Genomic DNA, 20259 nt, shown 5'->3' on the forward strand with positions numbered 1-20259 from the left:
TTTTTGGGGGCAGATCAAGCCCTAAGCTCTAATCTCTAAGCTCGAAGCTCAAAACTCGAATCTCAAACCTTGATGTTCGATGTACAAAACATCCCACTATTTTTCAAGTTAATAAAGATCACTTTCAATCCTGAAACAAATCTGCTTTTATAGTCTTCTTATAATTTTATATCTAAAAGTCTTAAACGTTTATCTATCCACCTACTATTAAAGAGTGCTTGTTACTTAATATGAGATCAAAACGCCAACGTGTATTCACATTTATATTCTTAAGTATCATTTTAGGTGTCATGTTATCCGGTGTGGTATTGGTCACCGCTTCAAATTTAATCCATAACAAACAACAGAATCAGATCCAACTGGTTGAGCAATTCACTTACAGTAATTTGGGTGATAATGCGAAATTACTCTCAAAGCAATTAAGAGCCGCGGTTGAGTTAGAGTTTTTAACCATTACGGACAATAGTGGAAATGTACTGTACCGTTATATTCAAGCGGAAGGTAAGTTGCCTTTAATTACCCCTATTCTCAAACGTTTCTCGCTTTATACCGAACCAACTTCTCTTATCTCATCAAATGGTGAGTTATATATTGAGTTCCACTCTTCGTATGATGAATTTCTACAACCTTTCACTGGCCTGCTCTTTTTTATGTTTTTAGCGCCTAGTTTGATCCTTGGTTTAAATAGTATTTTTAAAACAAATAAAATAATGAATAATTCCCTATCTGGACAAGAAAGTGGAAATAAATACCAAAATGTAGATGACCAACAAGTTCGAGATAAACTAACTGGATTAGCAACGGGTCCATTGTTTATAAAATATTTTGAACAAATGTTAAGTGACACCCAAGTAAATCAATCAGGATATTTTGTGTTAATCAGAGCATCACAATTAGAGTATTTAAACTTTAATTTAGGTTACCCAGCTGGCGACAGATATATTCAATTAATTGGATCAGCGATTTCAACACAACTAATCAAGCACCCTACTGAACAAGCATTTAAGTTAAATGCCTTCGACTTTGGCATTATGTTACCGAGTTACTCTAAACAACAATGCGATACGTTGATTAATCACATTACAGAGCACTTTACTGATTCATTTTTAGAACAAGATGTCTCGGCTAAACTTGGCGTGGCGGCTTTACCTTACGACAACAAAACCAGCCTAACGACTTTATTATCACTTGCCGATACCCAAGCGAATAATTAACAAGCACCCATAACTAAATTTTATCCAATAACCTTATAAATCTTATGTTGTTAATCATGCTGGAAAACCGGATAATACAAAAAAATCAATTTAGCTAGATTTAATGACTGAATATTTTCTTTTATTAGTAAGTACGGTACTGGTTAATAACTTTGTACTCGTAAAATTCTTAGGCCTATGTCCATTTATGGGAGTGTCGAGTAAAATCGAAACTGCTATAGGGATGTCGATGGCGACTACTTTTGTCTTAACCTTGGCTTCAATGTCTAGTTATTTACTCAATACTTACATTCTTCAGCCTCTTGGTATCGAGTATCTGCGTACCATTTCCTTTATTTTAGTAATCGCGGTCGTAGTGCAATTTACTGAAATAGTTGTTCAAAAAACCAGCCCTAAATTATATCGTTTGCTTGGTATTTTCTTGCCATTAATTACAACTAACTGTGCGGTGTTAGGTGTAGCTTTGTTAAACGTCAATGCCGAACACAACTTCTTACAGTCCATTGTTTATGGTTTTGGTGCTGCCGCTGGCTTTTCTTTAGTTCTCGTTTTATTTGCATCAATGAGAGAACGTCTGGCAGTGGCTGACGTGCCTTTACCTTTTAAAGGGTCTGCAATTGCGATGATCACGGCTGGATTAATGTCTTTGGCCTTTATGGGATTTGCTGGATTGGTGAAATTTTAAATGTACACTTTGTTAATTGCCCTTGGCGCACTCGTAGCCTTAACCATTATCTTTGGTGCTGTTTTAGGTTTTGCTTCTGTAAAATTTAAAGTCGAAGCCGACCCACTTGTTGAGCAGATTGATAACTTACTGCCTCAAACACAATGTGGGCAATGCGGCTATCCAGGTTGTAAACCTTACGCTGAGGCGATCGCCAATGGCGATGATATAAATAAATGTCCTCCAGGTGGCGAAGCTACCATTAAACAACTAGCCGACTTAATGGGCGTTGATGCTAAACCATTAGATTCCGCTCACGGCGAAGAAGATGTTAAAAAAGTCGCATTTATTAGAGAAGATGAATGTATCGGTTGTACCAAATGTATCCAAGCATGCCCAGTCGATGCCATTATGGGCGCCTCTAAAGTAATGCATACTGTCATTATTGACGAATGTACTGGCTGCGACTTATGTGTCGAACCTTGTCCTGTCGATTGTATAGATATGGTTCCATTAAATGACACAAATTGGAAATGGGATACGTTAGCAATCCCAGTTAAAAACGTTAATTAATTTCAGGTTTTATTTTGCATTCAGAATTAAGTTTAATTGAACAGATGAGAAGTGGAAAACTGTGGGATATTCCTGGCGGTATTCATCCACCTGAGCGAAAATCGTTATCAAACACGAGTCCAATTGATATTGCGCCACTTTCCCCAATTTATTATGTACCAATTAAACAACATATTGGTAATGAAGGTGATTTAATTGTTAGTGTAGGCGATCGTGTTTTAGCTGGGCAACCTTTAACGAACCCAAAAGAAGGGTTAAGTTTACCAGTACATGCTCCAACCTCTGGTTTAATTAAAGACATCATTTTACATGTGTCAGCGCATCCATCAGGAAAACCAGAAACAACCGTTGTTTTAGAGTCAGACGGTGAAAACATTGCCATCGCCAATCAGCCTATCCCTGATTGGCAAAACAAACCAAATTCAGAGTTAATCGCCCATTTAAAATCAATGGGTATCGCCGGTCTAGGCGGCGCTGGTTTTCCAACTTACATAAAAGCCAATCCAACAAAAAATGTTGAATTATTGATCATTAATGCGGTGGAATGTGAACCTTATATCACGGCAGATGACGTATTAATGCGACATTATGCACAAGAGATCATTCAAGGTATTGAAGTTCTTCAGCATATGGTTAAGCCTGAGTTGGTAGTGATTGCAATTGAAGATAATAAACCAGAAGCTATCAGCGCTATCGAAAAAGTCATTGTTGATCACAAACATATTGAAGTAAGAGTTGTGCCGACTAAATATCCTTCTGGCGGCGAGAAACAACTTATACAAATCCTTACGGGTTTAGAAGTGCCAAACCAATCCATCCCAGCAGATATTGGGATTGTAATGCAAAATATTGGTACTTGTTTTGCCATAAAAAAAGCGGTTATAGATGGTGAAGCCTTAATTGAACGTGTGGTTACCATTACCGGTGAATCAATCTCTAGACCACAAAATTTATGGGTAAAATTAGGAGCGCCAATCTCTGATTTATTAACTCATTGTGGTTTAGTGCCAGAACAAGATCAGCGTCTTATTATGGGCGGCCCTATGATGGGCTTTAACATCATGGATATCATGATGCCAGTAGTAAAGAGTACTAACTGTATCTTAGCACCAAGTGAATATTTATTGCCTTCTCGTGGTGTTGAACAAGCTTGTATTCGTTGTAGTTTATGCGCGGATGCCTGCCCTGTAAACTTATTACCACAACAACTATTGTGGTTTAGCAAAGCCAAAGATCACGATAAATTAGAAGAATATAACTTAGCGGACTGCATAGAATGTGGTGTGTGTTCTTATGTGTGCCCAAGTCAAATACCACTAGTTCAATATTACCGTACTAGTAAAGTTGAAATAAAACAGGCAAAAGAAGATAAAATTAAATCAGACAAAGCCAAAGAACGATTTGAAGCACGTCAAGAACGGCTAGAAAGAGACAAACAAGCTCGCCTGCAACGCCATAAAGAGTCTGCTGAAAAACGTAAAAAAGCTTTAGAAAAAGACAACAGCGCCAAAGATAAAATAGCTGCAGCTCTTGCTCGAGCAAAAGCGAAAAAGAATGAACTAGCTGGAACAACGGCTGAGGTTGAAAACAAGACTTCAGAAGCTAATATTCCAGAAGTAAAAACAACGGATACTCAAGATAGAGTAGCCGCCGCTATCGCTAGAGCAAAAGCTAAAAAACAGCAAGCTGCATTAAACTCTGATGAGACTAAACCTGATAAAACTAGGACTGATGATACTAAGCCAAAAGATATTAAGGCTAAAGGTACTGAAGTCGTTGAAGAAAAAGTACAAACCACTGAACCAGTATCCGCTGAACAAGCTAAAAAAGATAAAGTGGCAGCAGCTATCGCCAGAGCAAAAGCTAAAAAGCTTAAAGAGGCTGTAGAACCTGCAGTTTCTAACGTTGAAGAAAAAGAGCAAACCTCTGACCCCGTTTCTGCAGAGCAAGTCAAAAAAGATAAAGTGGCTGCGGCTATCGCCAGAGCAAAAGCTAAAAAGCTTAAAGAAACAAATGAAACTGAGCCTAAGACAGATAACACAAGCTCTGAAAGTATTGTGCCACCGGTAAGTGAACAGATGTCTACAGATAGTAAAACGCCAGAACAAATTAAAAAAGACAAAGTGGCCGCTGCAATTGCCAGAGCAAAAGCCAAAAAACAGAAAGATCAAGGTGAGCAAAAATAATGAAACGACTGACAAATCTTTTTGTAAGCTCGCCGCACAGTAGAGCGGGATTAACCACTAATCAAGTGATGAGAGCGGTTTGTTACGCCTGTTTACCTGGCGTAGCCGCCCAAGTTTATTTCTTTGGTTGGGGCGTCATGGTTCAAATATTTTTATGTATCTTGGTGGCCTTAATATCCGAAGCTATCATTTTGACCTTAAGAGAAAAGCCAGTTAGAGCTACTTTAGCTGACGGTTCAGCTATGTTAACGGGTTTGTTAATTGCCGTTTCTATACCGCCATTAGCGCCTTGGTGGATAAGTGTCATCGGCGTCTCTTTTGCCATTATTATAGTAAAGCAGTTATACGGTGGACTTGGTTTTAACCTTTTTAATCCTGCAATGGCAGGTTATGTCGTATTGCTAATTTCATTTCCGGTTGCCATGACCAATTGGATGCCTGTTCAACAGTTAATGACTTATGACATCAGTTTGTTGGATAGTATCGCTGCGGTATTCACTGACTTTACCCAAGATGGTTATAGCGTGACACAATTACGCATGGCTGTTGATGGTATAACAATGGCAACACCACTTGATAACTTTAAAACCCAAATAGATTTAGGGTTAACCGCCTCAGAAATTACTAACTCCCCAATTTATGGGCAGTACGGTGGTACTGGTTGGGAATGGGTTAATTTAGGTTATTTAGTTGGAGGTTTATTATTACTTAAACAGGGTGTTATCCGTTGGCATATACCTCTTGCTGTTATCGCCAGCTTATTTACCTTAACCTTAATCAGTTACTCTATTACACCTGATTTAACGTTAACACCGATGGCGACATTATTTTCAGGTGCAACTATGTTTGCCGCTTTCTTTATCGCCACGGACCCAATCTCATCTTCAACAACAATTAAAGGTCGCTTAATATTTGGCGCTATTGTTGGCGCGTTGATCTTTATGATCAGAGAATGGGGGGGCTATCCTGACGGCGTCGCTTTTGCCGTATTGTTAGCAAATTTAGGTGTACCTTTAATCGACTATTACACTAAGCCAACCGTTTATGGTCACAAAGGTAAGGCGTAAAATGAATAAAAACTTATTAATATTCACCTCTAAAAAGAATGCCTTATTGCTTTCAGCTTTTGCTGCTGTGTGTACTTTATTAGTCTCGCTCACTTATGTGTATACCGCGCCATTAATTGAACAACAAGCACAACAAGATTTATTGAATAAACTCAACCAAGTATTAGTACCTGAACGTTTTGACAATAACCCGTTAGAAAATTGTTTGCACATCACCGACAAGTCTATTTTTGGCGATGATGAAAGCCATGTAATTTACCGTGCAACCCAACAAGAGCAGCCATACGCCTTAGTGTTTCAAACTCAAACATTGAAAGGTTATAACGGTTTAATAAAGCTGATGGTCGCGATTGATAAAACAGGTAAAGTACAAGGTGTTAGAACATTACAACACAAAGAAACTCCTGGACTTGGCGATAAGATTGACTTGGAAAAGTCCGACTGGGTTTTGTCATTTAATGATATGAAAGTAAATTCTGATACTGACAAACGATGGTTTGTAAAAAAAGACGGTGGTTACTTTGATCAGTTTACGGGCGCAACTATCACACCAAGGGCCGTTGTTAATCAACTTCGTCAATCCATCAGATATGTTAGCTCAAACTTTGATCGTTTGTTTGTTATGGAAAACCAATGTGTGGTTGATGAAATGCTCCCTCCAGACTCATTGGTACAACCTATAACTACAGATCCCCAATCGCAATTTGATGAGCAAAAGGCTACTTTAACTACTAAAGACGAGGTGTCTAATGACTAATACCACGACTTCAGGTGAAATAAACGATAATGAAGATATCGACAACGACTTAATAGAGCCAAAAGCTAATGCTTTTAAGTTAGTTGATTGGTCAGGTATAGCTAAAGAAGGACTATGGAAAAACAATCCTGCACTGGTTCAGTTATTAGGTTTGTGCCCTCTTCTTGCGGTCACTAATACTTTTATTAATGCCTTGGGGTTAGGGATTGCCACTATGTTAGTTTTAATAGTGTCTAACTTGACGATTTCATTGGTTAAAGATTGGGTAACAAAAGAAATACGCATCCCGGTATTTATCATGATCATTGCCTCGTTTGTTACCATCGTTGAGCTTTTAATGAATGCTTATACTTATGGCCTGTATTTATCATTAGGTATTTTCATTCCACTCATTGTTACTAACTGCGCCATCATTGGCCGAGCAGAAGCTTACGCTTCAAGAAACCCACCTCTTAATGCCGCATTTGATGGATTGATGATGGGACTAGGCTTTACCGTGATCCTATTGTTACTCGGAGGTGCACGTGAAATTATTGGCCAAGGTACGTTATTTGATGGTGCGCATTTATTATTTGGTGAATGGGCAAGAACGTTAGAGTTTCAAATTTTTCACTTTGATCAACAGTTTCTTTTAGCTGTGCTTCCACCCGGCGCATTCATAGGTATGGGCTTTATAATTGCGGGTAAAAACTATCTAGATAACAAAGAACTTGAAGAGCAAAAAAACAAAGCTGCTAAAAAAGTTGAACGCGCAAGAGTAACAACGGTTAATTAATTTGAGTTTCGAGTTTCGAGTTTCGAGTTTCGAGTTTCGAGTTTCGAGTTTCGAGTTTCGACAGAATAAGTGGTAAGAGATTTAAAGTCTAAGATGAATAAAACAAAACGTTTAGAAATATTAACTCGATTAAGAGATAACAATCCAAACCCAACAACCGAGTTGGAGTTCTCAAGCCCATTTGAATTGTTGATCGCTGTTTTATTATCGGCACAAGCTACAGATGTAAGCGTCAACAAAGCAACAGCTAAACTTTATCCTGTTGCAAATACACCTGAGGCAATTTTAGCCTTAGGCGTAGAAGGCTTAAAAGAGTATATAAAAACCATCGGCTTATTTAATACCAAAGCCGAAAACACCATTAAAACCTGCCAAATGTTAGTTGATCTGCATAACTCGGAAGTACCAGAGGACAGAGCAGCCCTAGAAGCGCTACCAGGTGTTGGTAGAAAAACCGCTAACGTTGTATTAAATACCGCATTCGGCTGGCCAACTATAGCGGTAGACACACATATTTACCGTGTTTCAAACCGCACTAAGCTTGCAATGGGTAAAACCGTTGATGACGTCGAACAAAAGCTCTTAAAAGTCGTCCCAAAAGAATTTAAAGTCGATGTACACCACTGGTTAATACTGCACGGTCGTTATATTTGCGTGGCCAGAAAACCTAAATGTGGTGCTTGTTTGATTGAAGACTTGTGTGAGTTTAAGGATAAAACAGATTAACACTCTTAATTTGTAAAATTAATAATCCAAATTTATCGCTGTTACCCGTTGGTTTTAAATTTTAATGATTAAACTATTTGGGGCTACAGCGCTTTTCGCCAAAGTTTTAATGGCAAATTAATTTGAGACGACAAATACCATTTCAGTTTCATAGCCTGCCCTGCATCAGAAAGTTGTTCATAGTTTACAGGCTTTCCAGAACCTAAGTTTACTTGTGCGTCTTTGTTCTTATTCACATTTAAAACGAGAACGATCTTGCTGCCCTTTTTGATTAGCTTTGAGGTAAAGCGAGCGTTAACTATAGGTACACGACGTTTTTGATTTGGGATTAATAAACGTCTTTTACCCATGTCTTCTGCGTAACTAACACGGCTTCGATAATTGTTTAGGTGGAAAACTTCACCACTGGCGGTAACTTCGTAATAGTTAAAGCCGATATCCACATCTCTGTTATTGATTGCTATGTCAAAGAATCCAGAGATCGCACCTGTGAGCTCCATATCCTGCTCAAATACAGGTGTCTCCAATTGAATGCCACCTTGCTTATCAATGTTGTTTTTAATGACTAGCCAGGGCGCTAGATTGCGTTGCTCAGTTCTGTCGGTCATATCAATGGTTTGTTCAATGTATTTATTGGCTTGTATTGAGGGCGCAATCCCCAATATATGATTTTGCTCTGCGTTTGGATTGGTCTCTTGAATGTAAAAGCTAACAGTTTGCTGGTTTAACGTTTGCAACGAGTCAGCATAGCGCCATTGGTTTGCGCCCATTACTTGATAGTTAACGTTATTCTGAACTAACTTTGGCTTCGGTTTGCCATATAAAACGTGATCAAACCATTCAAACACTACTTCTTCGGTGTCCTTTTCAAGAGCGACGAGATCAAGCTCATAGTTGCTGTGGTGCGAACGAGGTTTGCCTTGTGCGGTCATGTGATTATAGGGACCAATTAACAACGCATGGTTAGCTCTATCGTTGTACTTGAAGTGCTCATACAAATACGTAAGTGCAGAAATTTGACCACCCTCAAAGTACCCCGTAATACTAAGCACCGGAATATCGATTCGTTGGTACTCTTCTCGATAAGGAACCATGTTTTGATAGAAAGTACTGTCTTCTGGGTGAGATAGCCACTTTTGAAGCCACGGACTCGGCTTGTTAGCTATTTTGTCAATATCTGAGATAGGCCGGCCACTGGTATACAGTTCATTTACAATATCTTCTGTACGCTGCCAGTCATTATAAATAGTGTTATCGACCGTTTTATTGTTGGTAACATACAAAGGCCATTCAAAGTTACCCGTCAACGCGATGTTGTTTTCATACGGTAAGCCAGTGATGAGATTAGCGGCCACATAAGGGGCCATCGCTTTTAAGCCCTTTGGCATGTATTTAGCTGTTGCCCATTGTGTAAAACCATTGTAACTACCACCGTACATAACAACGGTTCCATTGCTCCAAGCTTGCTCTGTGATCCAATTGATAAGTTGCGACGCATCTTCTCCTTCATGTTCCCAAGGCACTATCTTATTGCTGCTTGAGCGCTTTCCACGAGAGTTAGCCACGATACCAATATACCCGTGCGCAGCGGCATGCATGGCGGTTTTTATATGAGACGCTTCATCGGCATAGATTGTATATTGCAGAGCGGTACTTTTGGGTTTGAGTTGACTGCGACTGCGTACGATAGTGGTTGATAGCTCGATGCCGTTCTTTAATTTAACTAACACATCCGGTTGAATGATAAAACGACGTTGTTGTTCTTGCTTTATTATTTTGTCAGTTATTGGAATGATGCCGTGTAATACCTGATATAAATGGCTGTTAACGGCAATAGAAATCATGTCACTTTGCGAAAGTTTTTGCTTATTTTGTAGGCGTTTGTACACGTTAAAAACGTAACTTTTAGCCCCCGAAACAGACCAGCCCAAAGCTAGAGACATTTGCACAAACGCTTCATCGTTCAGTTTCTCAAATTTATCTTTAATAAAGTCACTAGGCTCTTCTGCTAGACCAGTTTGGTGATATAGCTGGTAATGAGAAAATTCCAGTGTATTGTTTTGTTGTTTAATCGTGTTGGAGATTGCAGAAAGGTCGTCACGCAATGACAATAGCGCCATTTTATTAAACGTACTTTGTTGTTCAATTTCATCTACTGTTAAATTGTTTGCAAATGACTTGAGCTTTTTCGTTAGTTTTTCAGACGCTAAAATGGCATCGACGCCATCTGAGGTACTTAAATCAGTCACTGCAATAATAGCAGGCAATGGGTATTCACCAGAATTAGCAGCGTAGGTATTTGGCAAAAAGTTTAGTAAGATAATGAGCGAATAGATCACCAAAGACGTTTGACTTAATTGTTTCATTTGAATTTCCATTTTGAGTTCGCATAAATCGTGGGCCCACTGTATTGAGGTGTAAGTGATAAGTCCTGACAAAGCGGTGAATACTTGTGACTTTTTATGACCGCCCTGTTTTAAGGGCTTGTGAAGCAGATACAATGGATAGATATGCGCTGGCAAATTAAAGATTTTGAATTTTGTGAACAGCAACACACCTTAACGAATGAGCAAGATAGGGTCCGAATGGAGCCTATGATGAGTGAATTATTAGCGTATTTCTGTCAACATCAAAATCAAATTATCAGCAAAGAACAGTTGCTCGATGGTGTTTGGCATGGCCGTTATGTCAGCGACAATACGGTCAGCAAACTGATTACAAAACTCCGAAAAGCACTGCAAGATAGCGCTCGAAATCCTGAGTTCATTGTCACTGTGCCTAAAAGAGGTTACCGATTTGTCGCCACTGCCGCGCCAATTGACGATCAGGGAACGCCCCCGGCAGACATTGAAGGTTTTACGGAAAAGCGTCCTATAAACAAACATGTTCTATTTTTGATGGCGCTCTTTACCATTGTCTTATCTATTGGTTTTTTGTCATCAAACTCTTCCTCGTCCAACGTCATTGTTTCTGCTAAAGCGGTCACCTCAGATAAAGGTAGAGAATATTTCCCTAGCTTTGCGTCAGATGGCGTTCGTCTGGCGTATATGAATCATGATGGCACAAGGTTCAGACTGTATATAAAAAACATTTATTCAGGTGAGCAAGTTGAAGTCCATCATGGCGAAGAGAATGGTGTTGGACCAGGCAGTTGGAACGATGCCGGTACAAAACTCGTGTATTTGGTTGCAACACAAGAACGTTGCCAATATTTTATTCGCGAATTTGATGGGCTAGAGATGTCTGAGCCCCAATTAATATACACCTGCAAGCCCGGCAGTTTTGGGATTATTAAGTTTACCCATGACGATAATATGCTTATTTTCTCTGAGTCACCGGGGATGGGAAAACCCTACTCCCTATATTCTCTTGAGCTAGATTCCGGCAGCACTCAGTGGCTTCCTCAGCCAGATATACACCTAGGCGGTAATAATCAGTTTGACATGCACCCGACCCAAAATAAGTTGCTCATCTCTTCGCCAGATGAACAACAGTGGGAAGGTTTTTATCAGCTCGATTTAGAGACACAGCATCTAAGTTTACTGTTTAAACTAAATGCCTATATTTGTTGTGGAATATGGGCTCATAATGGCGAGCACATTGTTATGATGGGCGAGCATCCGGCCCATGAAATAGTGCAATATGATCTCGATGGCAGCAATAAAACAGTCCTGTTTACAGGTCCTCAACAGCTGCGTCGACCAGAGCGGCATAGCAACGGTGTTGATTATGCGTTTACCGCTTTTAAGAATGATTTAAATGTCGACGAGTATAATATCTCGCACAATCAATCGTTTTCGATATTAGAGGACACTTTTGATGAAAGGTTGGCTGTGTTGTCACCAAACGCCAATCAAGTCGCTTATATTAGTTTAACTTCAGGCAACGAAGAACTCTGGTTGTATAATCGTGATACGCGTAAAAAGAAGAAAGTCAGTCAGTTTGCAGATGGCCGACATTATGTTGATTTAACTTGGTCACCAGATGAGCGTAAAGTAGCAGGACTCACTTTAAATGCGATTCATATCATAGACATAAATTCAGGAGAGACAAGGTTATTGCCGTTACCTGAAAAAGAGTTTAGGGGGCTGTCTTTTAAGTCGCCAAACAAGGTAGCCTTTAGCATGAAACTGGGCTCGGACTGGCAAGTTGTCGAGTTTAATTTACAAGATAATTCAATGGAGAGGCTTGAGCCTCATTGGCAAAGCGTTCAATACGCCAATTCTGTAGATGACTGGCTTTGGGTTGATCAAGATGGCAAATGGTATCAAGGAGCACACCCAATACCATTAGAGCTACCTAAACCGAACATCAATGCTTTTTATGGCAGGCAGTTTAATGTCAAGAAAAGTGGCGAGCGCATCGCGTTTTATAACTGGCAGGACAGGGAACTTGAGGTATACATCAAAGGTTCTCATAAACCTGTCCAAACCTTGAATAGTCAAGTAGGCCACTTTTCTATCAATGGTGACGTTTTACTCATTGGGCAAAAGTCGTCAAAAACCAATGACAGTGACATTTATCAAACTTATCGCGTGAACACTGAGTGAAAATTGTTCTACTTTCATTAGCGTTCGGCTGGCCTACTATAGCGGTAGATACGCATATATACCGTGTTTCAAACCGCACTAAGCTTGCCATGGGTAAAACCGTTAATGGCGTCGAACAAAAGCTACTTTACTGATCGTAAGTCATCCATGACCTCCCAGCATCAGCATTTCCCTATGCTAGAAAAGTAGTCCCAAAAGAATTTAAAGTCGATGTACACCACTGGCTATACTGCACGGCCGTTATATCTGCGTTGCTCGTAAACCTAAATGTGGTGCCTGTTTGATTGAAGACTTGTGTGAATTTAAAGGTAAGGCGGAATAACTAACAGATACTATAAATATAATCGCTGAATAAAACACAGGTCACTTGAAGCACTTCTTATGACTTCAGCAATGCGTTCCAAATTACCAATTACCAATTACCACTTAAAATTTTAATTATGCCTTCGTATCCCTTGCAATTTTTTGTTAAACGTAAAGCTCAAAATACATCGCTTAATGTTAATTACTCAGATTTGAGAGTTACGGCTTTACCTTAGATTTAATTGTCTAAATAATCGCTGTAATCGAAATGAGCTATTTCTTTTAACCTTTTTATGTCCCGTTTAAACTATTCATAACTACAACCCGAAAATATATTTGTAGGCTTCGCAGGTTAGTCCTTCTGATAGTTATTCGCACTGTAATCACTTTTAAAGTTTGGTAATAAAGATTTAGCTTTTTCAAATGTTAACCTCGCCTCGATGTACTCTCCTTTTTTATAATGAGCAAATGCCAAACTGTCATATACTTGTGGCGCTTTCGGATATAGAAACTGTAAGTAGTTTAGTGCGTCAAAAGCCTCTTTCCAGCGATGTACGTTGATTAACTGCATAGCTAATTGGTTTAATGTTTTACCAACAAAAGTAGTGTACCCTGCATTTTGATATGCCTGTTTAAAAAACACAAAAGACCGCTTTGGGTGTTGTGATTGATAATATTGATAAGCAAAATTAGACGCTTTAGGTTTAATATCAGGATACTCTCCTGTTTTTATAAAAGTGAGGATTCTTTGCGTAATGAATTCAGCCACTAGACTATCCGTATTGGCCAAAACGATTATTTCATAACCAGTTTTTAAATCGACTTCTACTGCAGCACTTACGCCACTACCGCCACCGTATGAACGCCAACTACCTTCATCCATTTTGAAAAAACTTCTGTTTTTGGGAAACGAACGTTTAAGCAGATTATCTCGATAAAATAGCGCACGAACAAATTGATGAATGTCATCAACACTTGATTCTATGCCGCCATCCGGTCCTGGATGCTCCGTAACACCAACTTCCTTTAGACTATTGTTATACAGGTATGTATAACGAGTAGACTGCATAGGATGATTGGCTTTTGGTTTGAAGCTTGAATTGGTTAAATTAGCTCGTGAAAATATATTTTCATTAAGCAGCATTTCAAATGATTGTCCTGATACTTTTTCTAAAATTGCACCCAAAACCACATAACCATAATTGGAATATTTTTTTTGTGTCCCTGGTTTAAACAATAAATTAGTATCGAGTAATAATTGTAACTTTTGTGTTACCGTTTCGTATACTAACGGGTTTTCTCTGTAACGGGCATTAAATATATCAGGTAAGCCTGAACGATGTGTTAGCAAATGCTCAATGGTTATATTGGCTGTGTCAGGGTCAGTAAAACCTAATTTGAAATTATCTAATGTATCCGTTGTTTTCAAGTGGCCCGATTGTACCTTTTGTAACACTAATACTGCGGTAAATGCCTTCATGATTGACCCAATATTATACCGAGTGTTAGCTGTATTTTTTACATCTAACTTTTGTGATTGCATACCAACGTGTTGGCGATGAAACACCTCACCGTTCTTCGCAATTAGTACTGTTCCGCTAAACCAACCAAGTTTGGTGTATTGCTCAACAATGTCGGTTGCTGTGTTTTTTATTTTCGATAAATCTTGGTGGTCTGATGCGAAAACACTTCCAACGGTGAACGTTGAGAATATGACCATCGCCGCCTGAATAATATTTTTCATATTTGTCACCTTTAAATATTAACCTGAAAAAAGAGTACGTTTCTGTCCGCTCATTGTAATGAAAGAAAGGTGAATAAATGGTGAATATGAGTGAATTTACTAATATTTGCTAAAGTTAAACTACAAACTTTCAATTTTACAAGGCAAAATAACATCTATATTTTTTACTTACGACTTGATTAACCGCATGTTCCAACTTGGTAACTTTCGCATTGACATAACTAACTCAAAAGTCTATCGAGGTGAAACACTTTTGGATGTTGAACCAAAGACTTTCCAGTTACTCGTATATTTCATCAAAAAAGCCAACCAAGTAGTGACACGAGATGAGTTAATTATAAACCTGTGGTCTGGCAGAATTATTTCTGATAATACGATTAATAAGCATATTGCCAATTTAAGAAAACTATTAGGTGATGACCCAAAAAATGTTAAGTATCTGGAAACAGTTTCAAAGCAAGGTTATCGACTAGTTTGCCCAGTAACTCAAAAATCAAAAATAGCTACTCCTTTTTTAAATAAACTGCCAAAGCAATTCTCACCCCTAGTAATGATATCAACTGTTAGCTCGTTCGTTATATTGTTAGCTGTAGTTATTTTCTTCAACAAAAATAACAATAACGCCCCATTAACAAGCAAAGAAATAACCAGAAAAGAAGGTGTAGAATTTTCGCCAAGGGCAATTCCTACTAGTAACAAAGTCTTATTTTTAAATCAAAAGCTAAGCCAATCAGCAAGCTCTTTATGGATAAAAGATCTGCAAACGAATAATGTTAAAAACATTGATATTGGCCAGTACGAAATTTCCCACTTGATCGGTGCTACAAATTTGTCTGATACGATTAATGTGTATTTTTCTGCTAATTTTGACAATCAATGTAATATATATAAGGCTAAACTCGAACAGTTTCATACGTTAACCAACACAACTGCTCTGTTTAATTGCCAATCAATTACAATACAAGACATTGTGTTAAATGACGTGAAAGAGACCATGTATTACACAGCTCGTAAATCAGACGAGTCTTCTTTTCAGATATACAGGTTTGATATCCAAAAAAACAACCATGAGTTAATTAAGCAACCTACAGTAGAAGCAGCTGGCAATATAAATATTGATTTGTCACCTGACGGAAATAAGTTGTTAATAATGAATAGTAGTTCACTCAATCAAACCACTTTTTATGTATTAGATTTAAATAGCCAAACGCTATTACGTCATAAAAGTTTTGATTATCTAGTAACTGAGGCTATTTGGGATCATGATTCAGAACATGTTTTCTACTCAACAGCACCTCCGTCACATCAAATTGTTCGAAGCCACATCACTGCAAATAATGAAGACAATAGTGAATTTACAATAGTTAATGTCACACATTACCTTTCTAATGACATGTCGTTATTCGAAAATGATCAACTATTATTTAGCACTCGACAAGTTAATTTTAGTATAGGGAAGTTACTTGATTTTGATGGCTCACAAACTTTGAACAATAATTCCATAGTATACGACACAATTCCTGCTCTATTTCATCAGCAACCAAATTACTTCTTTGTATCTAATCGTTCAGGAAAAAATCAAATTTATCTAGGTGATTTGTCTACTGGTGAGGCTACAAACGTACTAAATATTCAACAGCATAAAGTGTTTATCAACTTACAGGTTTCTCCTAACGATAAGTATTTATTGATTGCGGATCAAAGCTCTGTTTGGAAAATCCCTGTTAATGAACTATCTAACTTAACCTCACCGATTGTTGATCTAAAAGCCTATAAAATTTTCAATAGCAAAGTACAAATACATAACATTAATTGGCTTGATAATGAGCATTTCGTTGTATCAACAAAAAACACAGAAAAACCGCATACTTTTTTTAAGAGCAATAAGCAGATAGATACAGTACCTTTTAAAAGGTGGCTTTACTTTTTTACTGACCACGACGACTTAAGCGATATCTATATGATTGAAAAATCGACAGGGAGAGTTTATGTGAGTTCTTTAAGTGCTATTTTGGATTTAAAGCAAAAACCTAATCATCAGCCTAAAATTACGCATTTAGATTTAAATAACTTGCTCCCATACGCTTATTTTGACCCGCAAATTAGAGGTGATAATTTATTCTTTGTTACAAACGAGAACAGGCAATTTTATCTGCATCAATTTTCAGTATCTAAGCCCGAGTTAATTTCACGTCAAAAGCTTCATGGCTATTTTGAATATGATGTCAACAAATCCGGCTTGGTAGTTAGTCAATTGAAAAATATTCAGGGTGATATCCATAGTGTTTCTTTAAAATAAAGCCAAATTAAGGCAATGAAAGATTTTTAAACATGGAATTTTAATATATGCGAGCAACTGAAACAAACTATCGAATTTAGTTGTATTTTGGCTGGACTACCATAGCCGTGGACACGCATATCTATCGTGTTTCAAACCGCACTAAGCTTGCCATGGGCAAAACGGTTGACGATGTTGAACAAAAGCTACTTTACTGATCGTAAGTCATCCATGACCTCCCAGCATCAGCATTTCCCTATGCTAGAAAAGTCGTCCCTGCGGAATTTAAAGTAGACGTTCATCACTGGTTAATATTGCACGGACGTTATATTTGCGTAGCCAGAAAACCTAAATGTGGCGCGTGTATCATTGAAGATTTGTGTGAGTTTAAAGATAAAACAGATTAACTATAATAATTCGTTTATTGACCAGTTATAAATGTTTAACTTAATTGGCATTTTTATTAGCGTGTCTGATTTTCCTTCAGCGCAATTAAGTTCAGGAGCCATGACTTCGCAGCAGTTTCATCATAGAAAAACTGATAAGGGATTTTTTGCTTTTCGTAAATAGATTGCCAGTACTGCTTAACCACATTTGGTGATTCTGAGTTTTAAATAATCACAGCAATAGCAGCTAATCCCATCGAAGTCATATTACTTACATTTGCTTCTATCATTTCTTTAGCATCTAGCGGGAAAATACTATCATCTTCAAGAATAGCTATGCTTCCCCAAGGCGTTTTGCTTAGTGCGTCGATATGCTCTTTTGATTCTTCTTGGAAATGAGCAACCATTTCACTGTTTGGCGCATATCTAGCCTTAATGTATAAAATATTACCTTCTATGTAGACATCTAAACTTCCATGAGGTTATAAAACTTTGCCCATGCATATTCCCCCTGATACTCTCAAACTCTGTAGTTTTTCGCCTTACAGAGAAGCTATTACAACAATAAAAGCTCCTGAAAAATATTCTAAATTGAGCAACAAAGCAATCGCTTCTTACCGCGTTTAACAATGTTAAAAAACGACAAATTAAGGTCATCAATTGTGCTACTGCAATGTTAATCTTGGCTTAATAAAGTCAATAAAAGCAGTCACATTCTCCGCAACCGATGAGGATTTGTAGTAAACCGCATTTACTAATTCACGGTCGGTACCCGCTAGTCTATAAGGCTCAAGTAATGATATGAGTTGACCTGATTCAATATCGCTATTAACCATAAACCCAGATAAACAAGTGATGCCATTGCCAGATAAAGCAAGTTGCCGAATGGTTTCTCCGTTGCTAGCGGTTATTGTTGGAATGACGTTATCCCAACCTTTTAGTGGCCATTGATTGAGTAACTTTATATTTGAGAAACCAATTAAATTGTGACTTTTAAGATCATTAGGTGTTTTTGGGACTCCATTTTGTGCAATATATTCAGGGGATGCGACAATAAAAAGAGGACTTCTTCCTAGGGTTCTCGCATACAGCGTCGAGTCTTCTAATTTTCCTATTCTAATTGCTACGTCTGTGCGTTTTTCAATTAAATCAATGATCCCCTCGTTAGAATTCAGTTCAAGTTCTATTTCAGGGTAAGCCTTAGTAAATGCATGTATATGTGGTGTTAGTTGGTGAAATATAAATGGACTCGCAGCGTCAACTCGTAATTTACCTTGAGGCATCTTACCGGTAGCAATAATGTCTAATTCAGCGCTTTGAATATGTTGTAATCCTAAACTCACCGCATCTATAAACTTTTTTCCCGCATCCGTTAACATCACTCGTCTAGTTGTTCTAATTAAAATGGTGGTTTTTAACGCACTTTCAATTTTAGCAACTGAGCGGGAAATACGAGCTACTTGAATATTAAGTGCATCAGCTGCGGCTGAAAAACCGCCAAACTCAACGACAGCTAATAAAAGTTCTAAATCATCAGATCTTGTTTTTAAATTCAAACTAACCTCATTTATTACAAAAGTATTTTGCAAGTAACGCTATTTATTACAAAAGTCTACCAGTTAATAATTGCGTCAACAAATAAGGAAGGGTTTTATTTAATTCCTTGCTTGATATCTATTAAACAATATTAATTTGGAGACCATGATGCCACTAGCATTGATAGCATTAGCGCTTAGCGCCTTTGCCATAGGAACAACAGAATTCGTGATCGTTGGATTACTTCCAACAATAGCACAAGACCTTAATGTAACCATTCCTTCAGCTGGGTTACTGGTTAGCCTTTATGCATTAGGCGTAGCCATTGGAGCACCAGTTTTAACAGCCCTCACCAGTCGATGGAATAGAAAGCATGTCTTACTATCGGTTATGAGTTTATTTGTGATTGGAAACTTAGTTGCTTGGCAAGCACCAAGCTTTGAGGCACTGATAACTGCTCGGATCCTAACTGGATTGGCACATGGTGTTTTCTTTTCAATAGGGTCAACCATAGCTACAGGTTTAGTGCCTAAAGAAAAAGGAGCAAGTGCAATTGCCATAATGTTTACAGGATTAACGGTAGCGTTAGTTACTGGAGTCCCTTTAGGCACTTATATAGGCCAGATATTTGGTTGGGAGGCAACTTTCTTAACTGTATCTGTTTTAGGTTTATTAGCTATGATTGGCAGTGCCATATTAATACCTAATAACTTAAAACAAGCTAAACCGGCTAACATATCATCACAGTTAAAAGTATTAACACATCCTAGATTGTTATTAGTTTATGCCATTACGGCTGTTGGTTATGGTGGTACTTTTATCGCCTTTACTTACTTAGCCCCAATCCTTAATGAAGTGAGTGGCTTTAATTCAAGTTCTGTCGCCCTAATACTTTTAATTTATGGCGTATCCGTTGCTGTTGGCAACATATGGGGTGGTAAAATGGCGGATAGTTTGGGACCAATTAAAGCGTTAACAATCATTTTTGCAGGTCTTGCTGGAATATTATTAATGTTGAACTACACCGCTTATCATTCGATTGCCGCAGTGTTTACAATTTTGATTTGGGGTGCATTTGCGTTTGGTAATGTGCCCGGTTTACAGGTTTATGTCGTTAAACTAGCCGAAAAGTACACACCTGATGCAGTAGATGTCGCATCTGGATTAAACATTGCCGCTTTTAATGTAGGTATTGCAATAGGCGCATGGGGAGGTGGCTATATTGTTGCTGAACATGGTTTGATGAATACACCTTGGGTAGGCGCTATAGTTGTTTTAGTTGCTCTTGTTTTAACTCGCTACAGTGGAATGCTTGATAGAAATGCGGCAAATTTAGGTAAAAGTTAATCCTTTTCCCCGCTAACGTCTTTTAAGAGAAACCGCGTTTTAAACCTGGCTTGATGAAGAATATCAAGCCTGATTTAGACGTTAAATAGCGTTACAAAACCAATTGTGGTGCTTGTATTATTTGGCTTTTATCTAACAACGGCCTAAAGTGCT

General features: G+C 38.2%; 15 protein-coding genes and 2 pseudogenes. 13 read left to right on the forward strand and 4 right to left on the reverse strand.

Annotated features, from left to right (window positions below):
• The first annotated feature begins 230 nt into the window (after positions 1–230).
• The 8 genes from KO505_RS03665 to nth all read left to right on the forward strand — a co-directional run bounded on the left by KO505_RS03665 (position 231) and on the right by nth (position 7962).
• Positions 231–1214: a diguanylate cyclase domain-containing protein gene (locus KO505_RS03665; RefSeq protein ID WP_216054094.1), complete on the forward strand. Its 984-nt coding sequence runs from the start codon at positions 231–233 to the stop codon at positions 1212–1214.
• Between the two features lie 103 nt (positions 1215–1317).
• Complete coding sequence (gene rsxA / locus KO505_RS03670; RefSeq protein WP_216054095.1) at positions 1318–1899, forward strand: electron transport complex subunit RsxA; 582 nt, start codon at positions 1318–1320, stop codon at positions 1897–1899.
• A complete protein-coding gene (gene rsxB, locus KO505_RS03675) occupies positions 1900–2451 on the forward strand; it encodes an electron transport complex subunit RsxB (RefSeq protein ID WP_216054096.1) in 552 nt (183 codons plus the stop codon). It abuts the gene before it with no gap.
• Positions 2452–2465: 14 nt separating this feature from the next.
• Positions 2466–4637, forward strand: coding sequence for an electron transport complex subunit RsxC (gene rsxC, locus KO505_RS03680; protein ID WP_252731633.1), 2172 nt, complete (start codon positions 2466–2468; stop codon positions 4635–4637).
• A complete protein-coding gene (gene rsxD / locus KO505_RS03685; protein ID WP_216054097.1) occupies positions 4637–5704 on the forward strand; it encodes an electron transport complex subunit RsxD in 1068 nt (355 codons plus the stop codon). The genes rsxC and rsxD overlap by 1 nt, the downstream gene beginning before the upstream one ends.
• A 1-nt stretch (position 5705) precedes the next feature.
• Entirely contained in the window at positions 5706–6461 is a 756-nt protein-coding gene (gene rsxG / locus KO505_RS03690; RefSeq protein WP_216054098.1) for an electron transport complex subunit RsxG, read from the forward strand.
• Positions 6454–7236: an electron transport complex subunit E gene (locus tag KO505_RS03695; RefSeq protein WP_216054099.1), complete on the forward strand. Its 783-nt coding sequence runs from the start codon at positions 6454–6456 to the stop codon at positions 7234–7236. The genes rsxG and KO505_RS03695 overlap by 8 nt, the downstream gene beginning before the upstream one ends.
• A gap of 93 nt (positions 7237–7329) precedes the next feature.
• Positions 7330–7962 carry an endonuclease III gene (nth, locus tag KO505_RS03700; RefSeq protein WP_216054100.1) on the forward strand — a complete coding sequence of 211 codons (633 nt, stop codon included), beginning with the start codon at positions 7330–7332 and terminating at the stop codon, positions 7960–7962.
• Between the two features lie 83 nt (positions 7963–8045).
• Here nth and KO505_RS03705 read toward each other — a convergent pair whose 3' ends face one another.
• On the reverse strand, positions 8046–10328 hold the full coding sequence (locus KO505_RS03705; RefSeq protein WP_216054101.1) for a CocE/NonD family hydrolase: 2283 nt from the start codon (positions 10326–10328) through the stop codon (positions 8046–8048).
• Between the two features lie 144 nt (positions 10329–10472).
• Here KO505_RS03705 and KO505_RS03710 point away from each other — a divergent pair, with 144 nt between their 5' ends.
• Together KO505_RS03710 and KO505_RS17325 are read left to right on the forward strand one after the other, a co-directional pair.
• Positions 10473–12512, forward strand: a complete 2040-nt coding sequence (locus KO505_RS03710; RefSeq protein ID WP_216054102.1) for a winged helix-turn-helix domain-containing protein — start codon at positions 10473–10475, stop codon at positions 12510–12512.
• 5 nt (positions 12513–12517) lie between these two features.
• Positions 12518–12834, forward strand: a pseudogene (locus KO505_RS17325) (hypothetical protein); the annotation flags it as partial.
• Positions 12835–13167: 333 nt separating this feature from the next.
• Here KO505_RS17325 and KO505_RS03720 read toward each other — a convergent pair.
• Complete coding sequence (locus KO505_RS03720) at positions 13168–14559, reverse strand: serine hydrolase domain-containing protein (RefSeq protein ID WP_216054103.1); 1392 nt, start codon at positions 14557–14559, stop codon at positions 13168–13170.
• Between the two features lie 253 nt (positions 14560–14812).
• Between KO505_RS03720 and KO505_RS03725 the strand changes: the two genes are divergently transcribed.
• Both KO505_RS03725 and KO505_RS17330 read left to right on the forward strand, forming a co-directional pair.
• On the forward strand, positions 14813–16858 hold the full coding sequence (locus KO505_RS03725) for a transcriptional regulator (RefSeq protein ID WP_216054104.1): 2046 nt from the start codon (positions 14813–14815) through the stop codon (positions 16856–16858).
• Positions 16859–16944: 86 nt separating this feature from the next.
• Positions 16945–17244: pseudogene (locus tag KO505_RS17330) on the forward strand (hypothetical protein); the annotation flags it as partial.
• Positions 17245–17447: 203 nt separating this feature from the next.
• Here KO505_RS17330 and KO505_RS03735 read toward each other — a convergent pair.
• Positions 17448–17630, reverse strand: coding sequence for a hypothetical protein (locus tag KO505_RS03735; RefSeq protein WP_216054105.1), 183 nt, complete (start codon positions 17628–17630; stop codon positions 17448–17450).
• Between the two features lie 258 nt (positions 17631–17888).
• Positions 17889–18779 (reverse strand): LysR family transcriptional regulator, encoded by an 891-nt coding sequence (locus KO505_RS03740; protein WP_216054106.1) that lies wholly within the window; start codon positions 18777–18779, stop codon positions 17889–17891.
• 148 nt (positions 18780–18927) lie between these two features.
• Between KO505_RS03740 and KO505_RS03745 the strand changes: the two genes are divergently transcribed.
• Positions 18928–20106 (forward strand): MFS transporter, encoded by a 1179-nt coding sequence (locus KO505_RS03745; RefSeq protein ID WP_216054107.1) that lies wholly within the window; start codon positions 18928–18930, stop codon positions 20104–20106.
• The last annotated feature ends 153 nt before the right edge of the window (positions 20107–20259 follow it).

This window comes from Psychrosphaera sp. F3M07 (assembly GCF_018860345.1).
GTDB classification, from domain to species: domain Bacteria; phylum Pseudomonadota; class Gammaproteobacteria; order Enterobacterales; family Alteromonadaceae; genus Psychrosphaera; species Psychrosphaera aquimarina.

Excerpts from the sequence above, each read along its gene's own strand:
- KO505_RS03665 (WP_216054094.1), top strand. The coding sequence starts at position 231 with ATGAGATCAAAACGCCAACGTGTATTCACATTTATATTCTTAAGTATC.
- KO505_RS03710 (WP_216054102.1), top strand. The coding sequence starts at position 10,473 with ATGCGCTGGCAAATTAAAGATTTTGAATTTTGTGAACAGCAACACACC.
- KO505_RS03705 (WP_216054101.1), bottom strand. The coding sequence starts at position 10,328 with ATGAAACAATTAAGTCAAACGTCTTTGGTGATCTATTCGCTCATTATC.
- rsxD (WP_216054097.1), top strand. The coding sequence starts at position 4,637 with ATGAAACGACTGACAAATCTTTTTGTAAGCTCGCCGCACAGTAGAGCG.
- KO505_RS03720 (WP_216054103.1), bottom strand. The coding sequence starts at position 14,559 with ATGAAAAATATTATTCAGGCGGCGATGGTCATATTCTCAACGTTCACC.
- rsxB (WP_216054096.1), top strand. The coding sequence starts at position 1,900 with ATGTACACTTTGTTAATTGCCCTTGGCGCACTCGTAGCCTTAACCATT.
- rsxA (WP_216054095.1), top strand. The coding sequence starts at position 1,318 with ATGACTGAATATTTTCTTTTATTAGTAAGTACGGTACTGGTTAATAAC.
- rsxG (WP_216054098.1), top strand. The coding sequence starts at position 5,706 with ATGAATAAAAACTTATTAATATTCACCTCTAAAAAGAATGCCTTATTG.
- KO505_RS03745 (WP_216054107.1), top strand. The coding sequence starts at position 18,928 with ATGCCACTAGCATTGATAGCATTAGCGCTTAGCGCCTTTGCCATAGGA.
- KO505_RS03735 (WP_216054105.1), bottom strand. The coding sequence starts at position 17,630 with ATGGTTGCTCATTTCCAAGAAGAATCAAAAGAGCATATCGACGCACTA.
- nth (WP_216054100.1), top strand. The coding sequence starts at position 7,330 with ATGAATAAAACAAAACGTTTAGAAATATTAACTCGATTAAGAGATAAC.
- KO505_RS03695 (WP_216054099.1), top strand. The coding sequence starts at position 6,454 with ATGACTAATACCACGACTTCAGGTGAAATAAACGATAATGAAGATATC.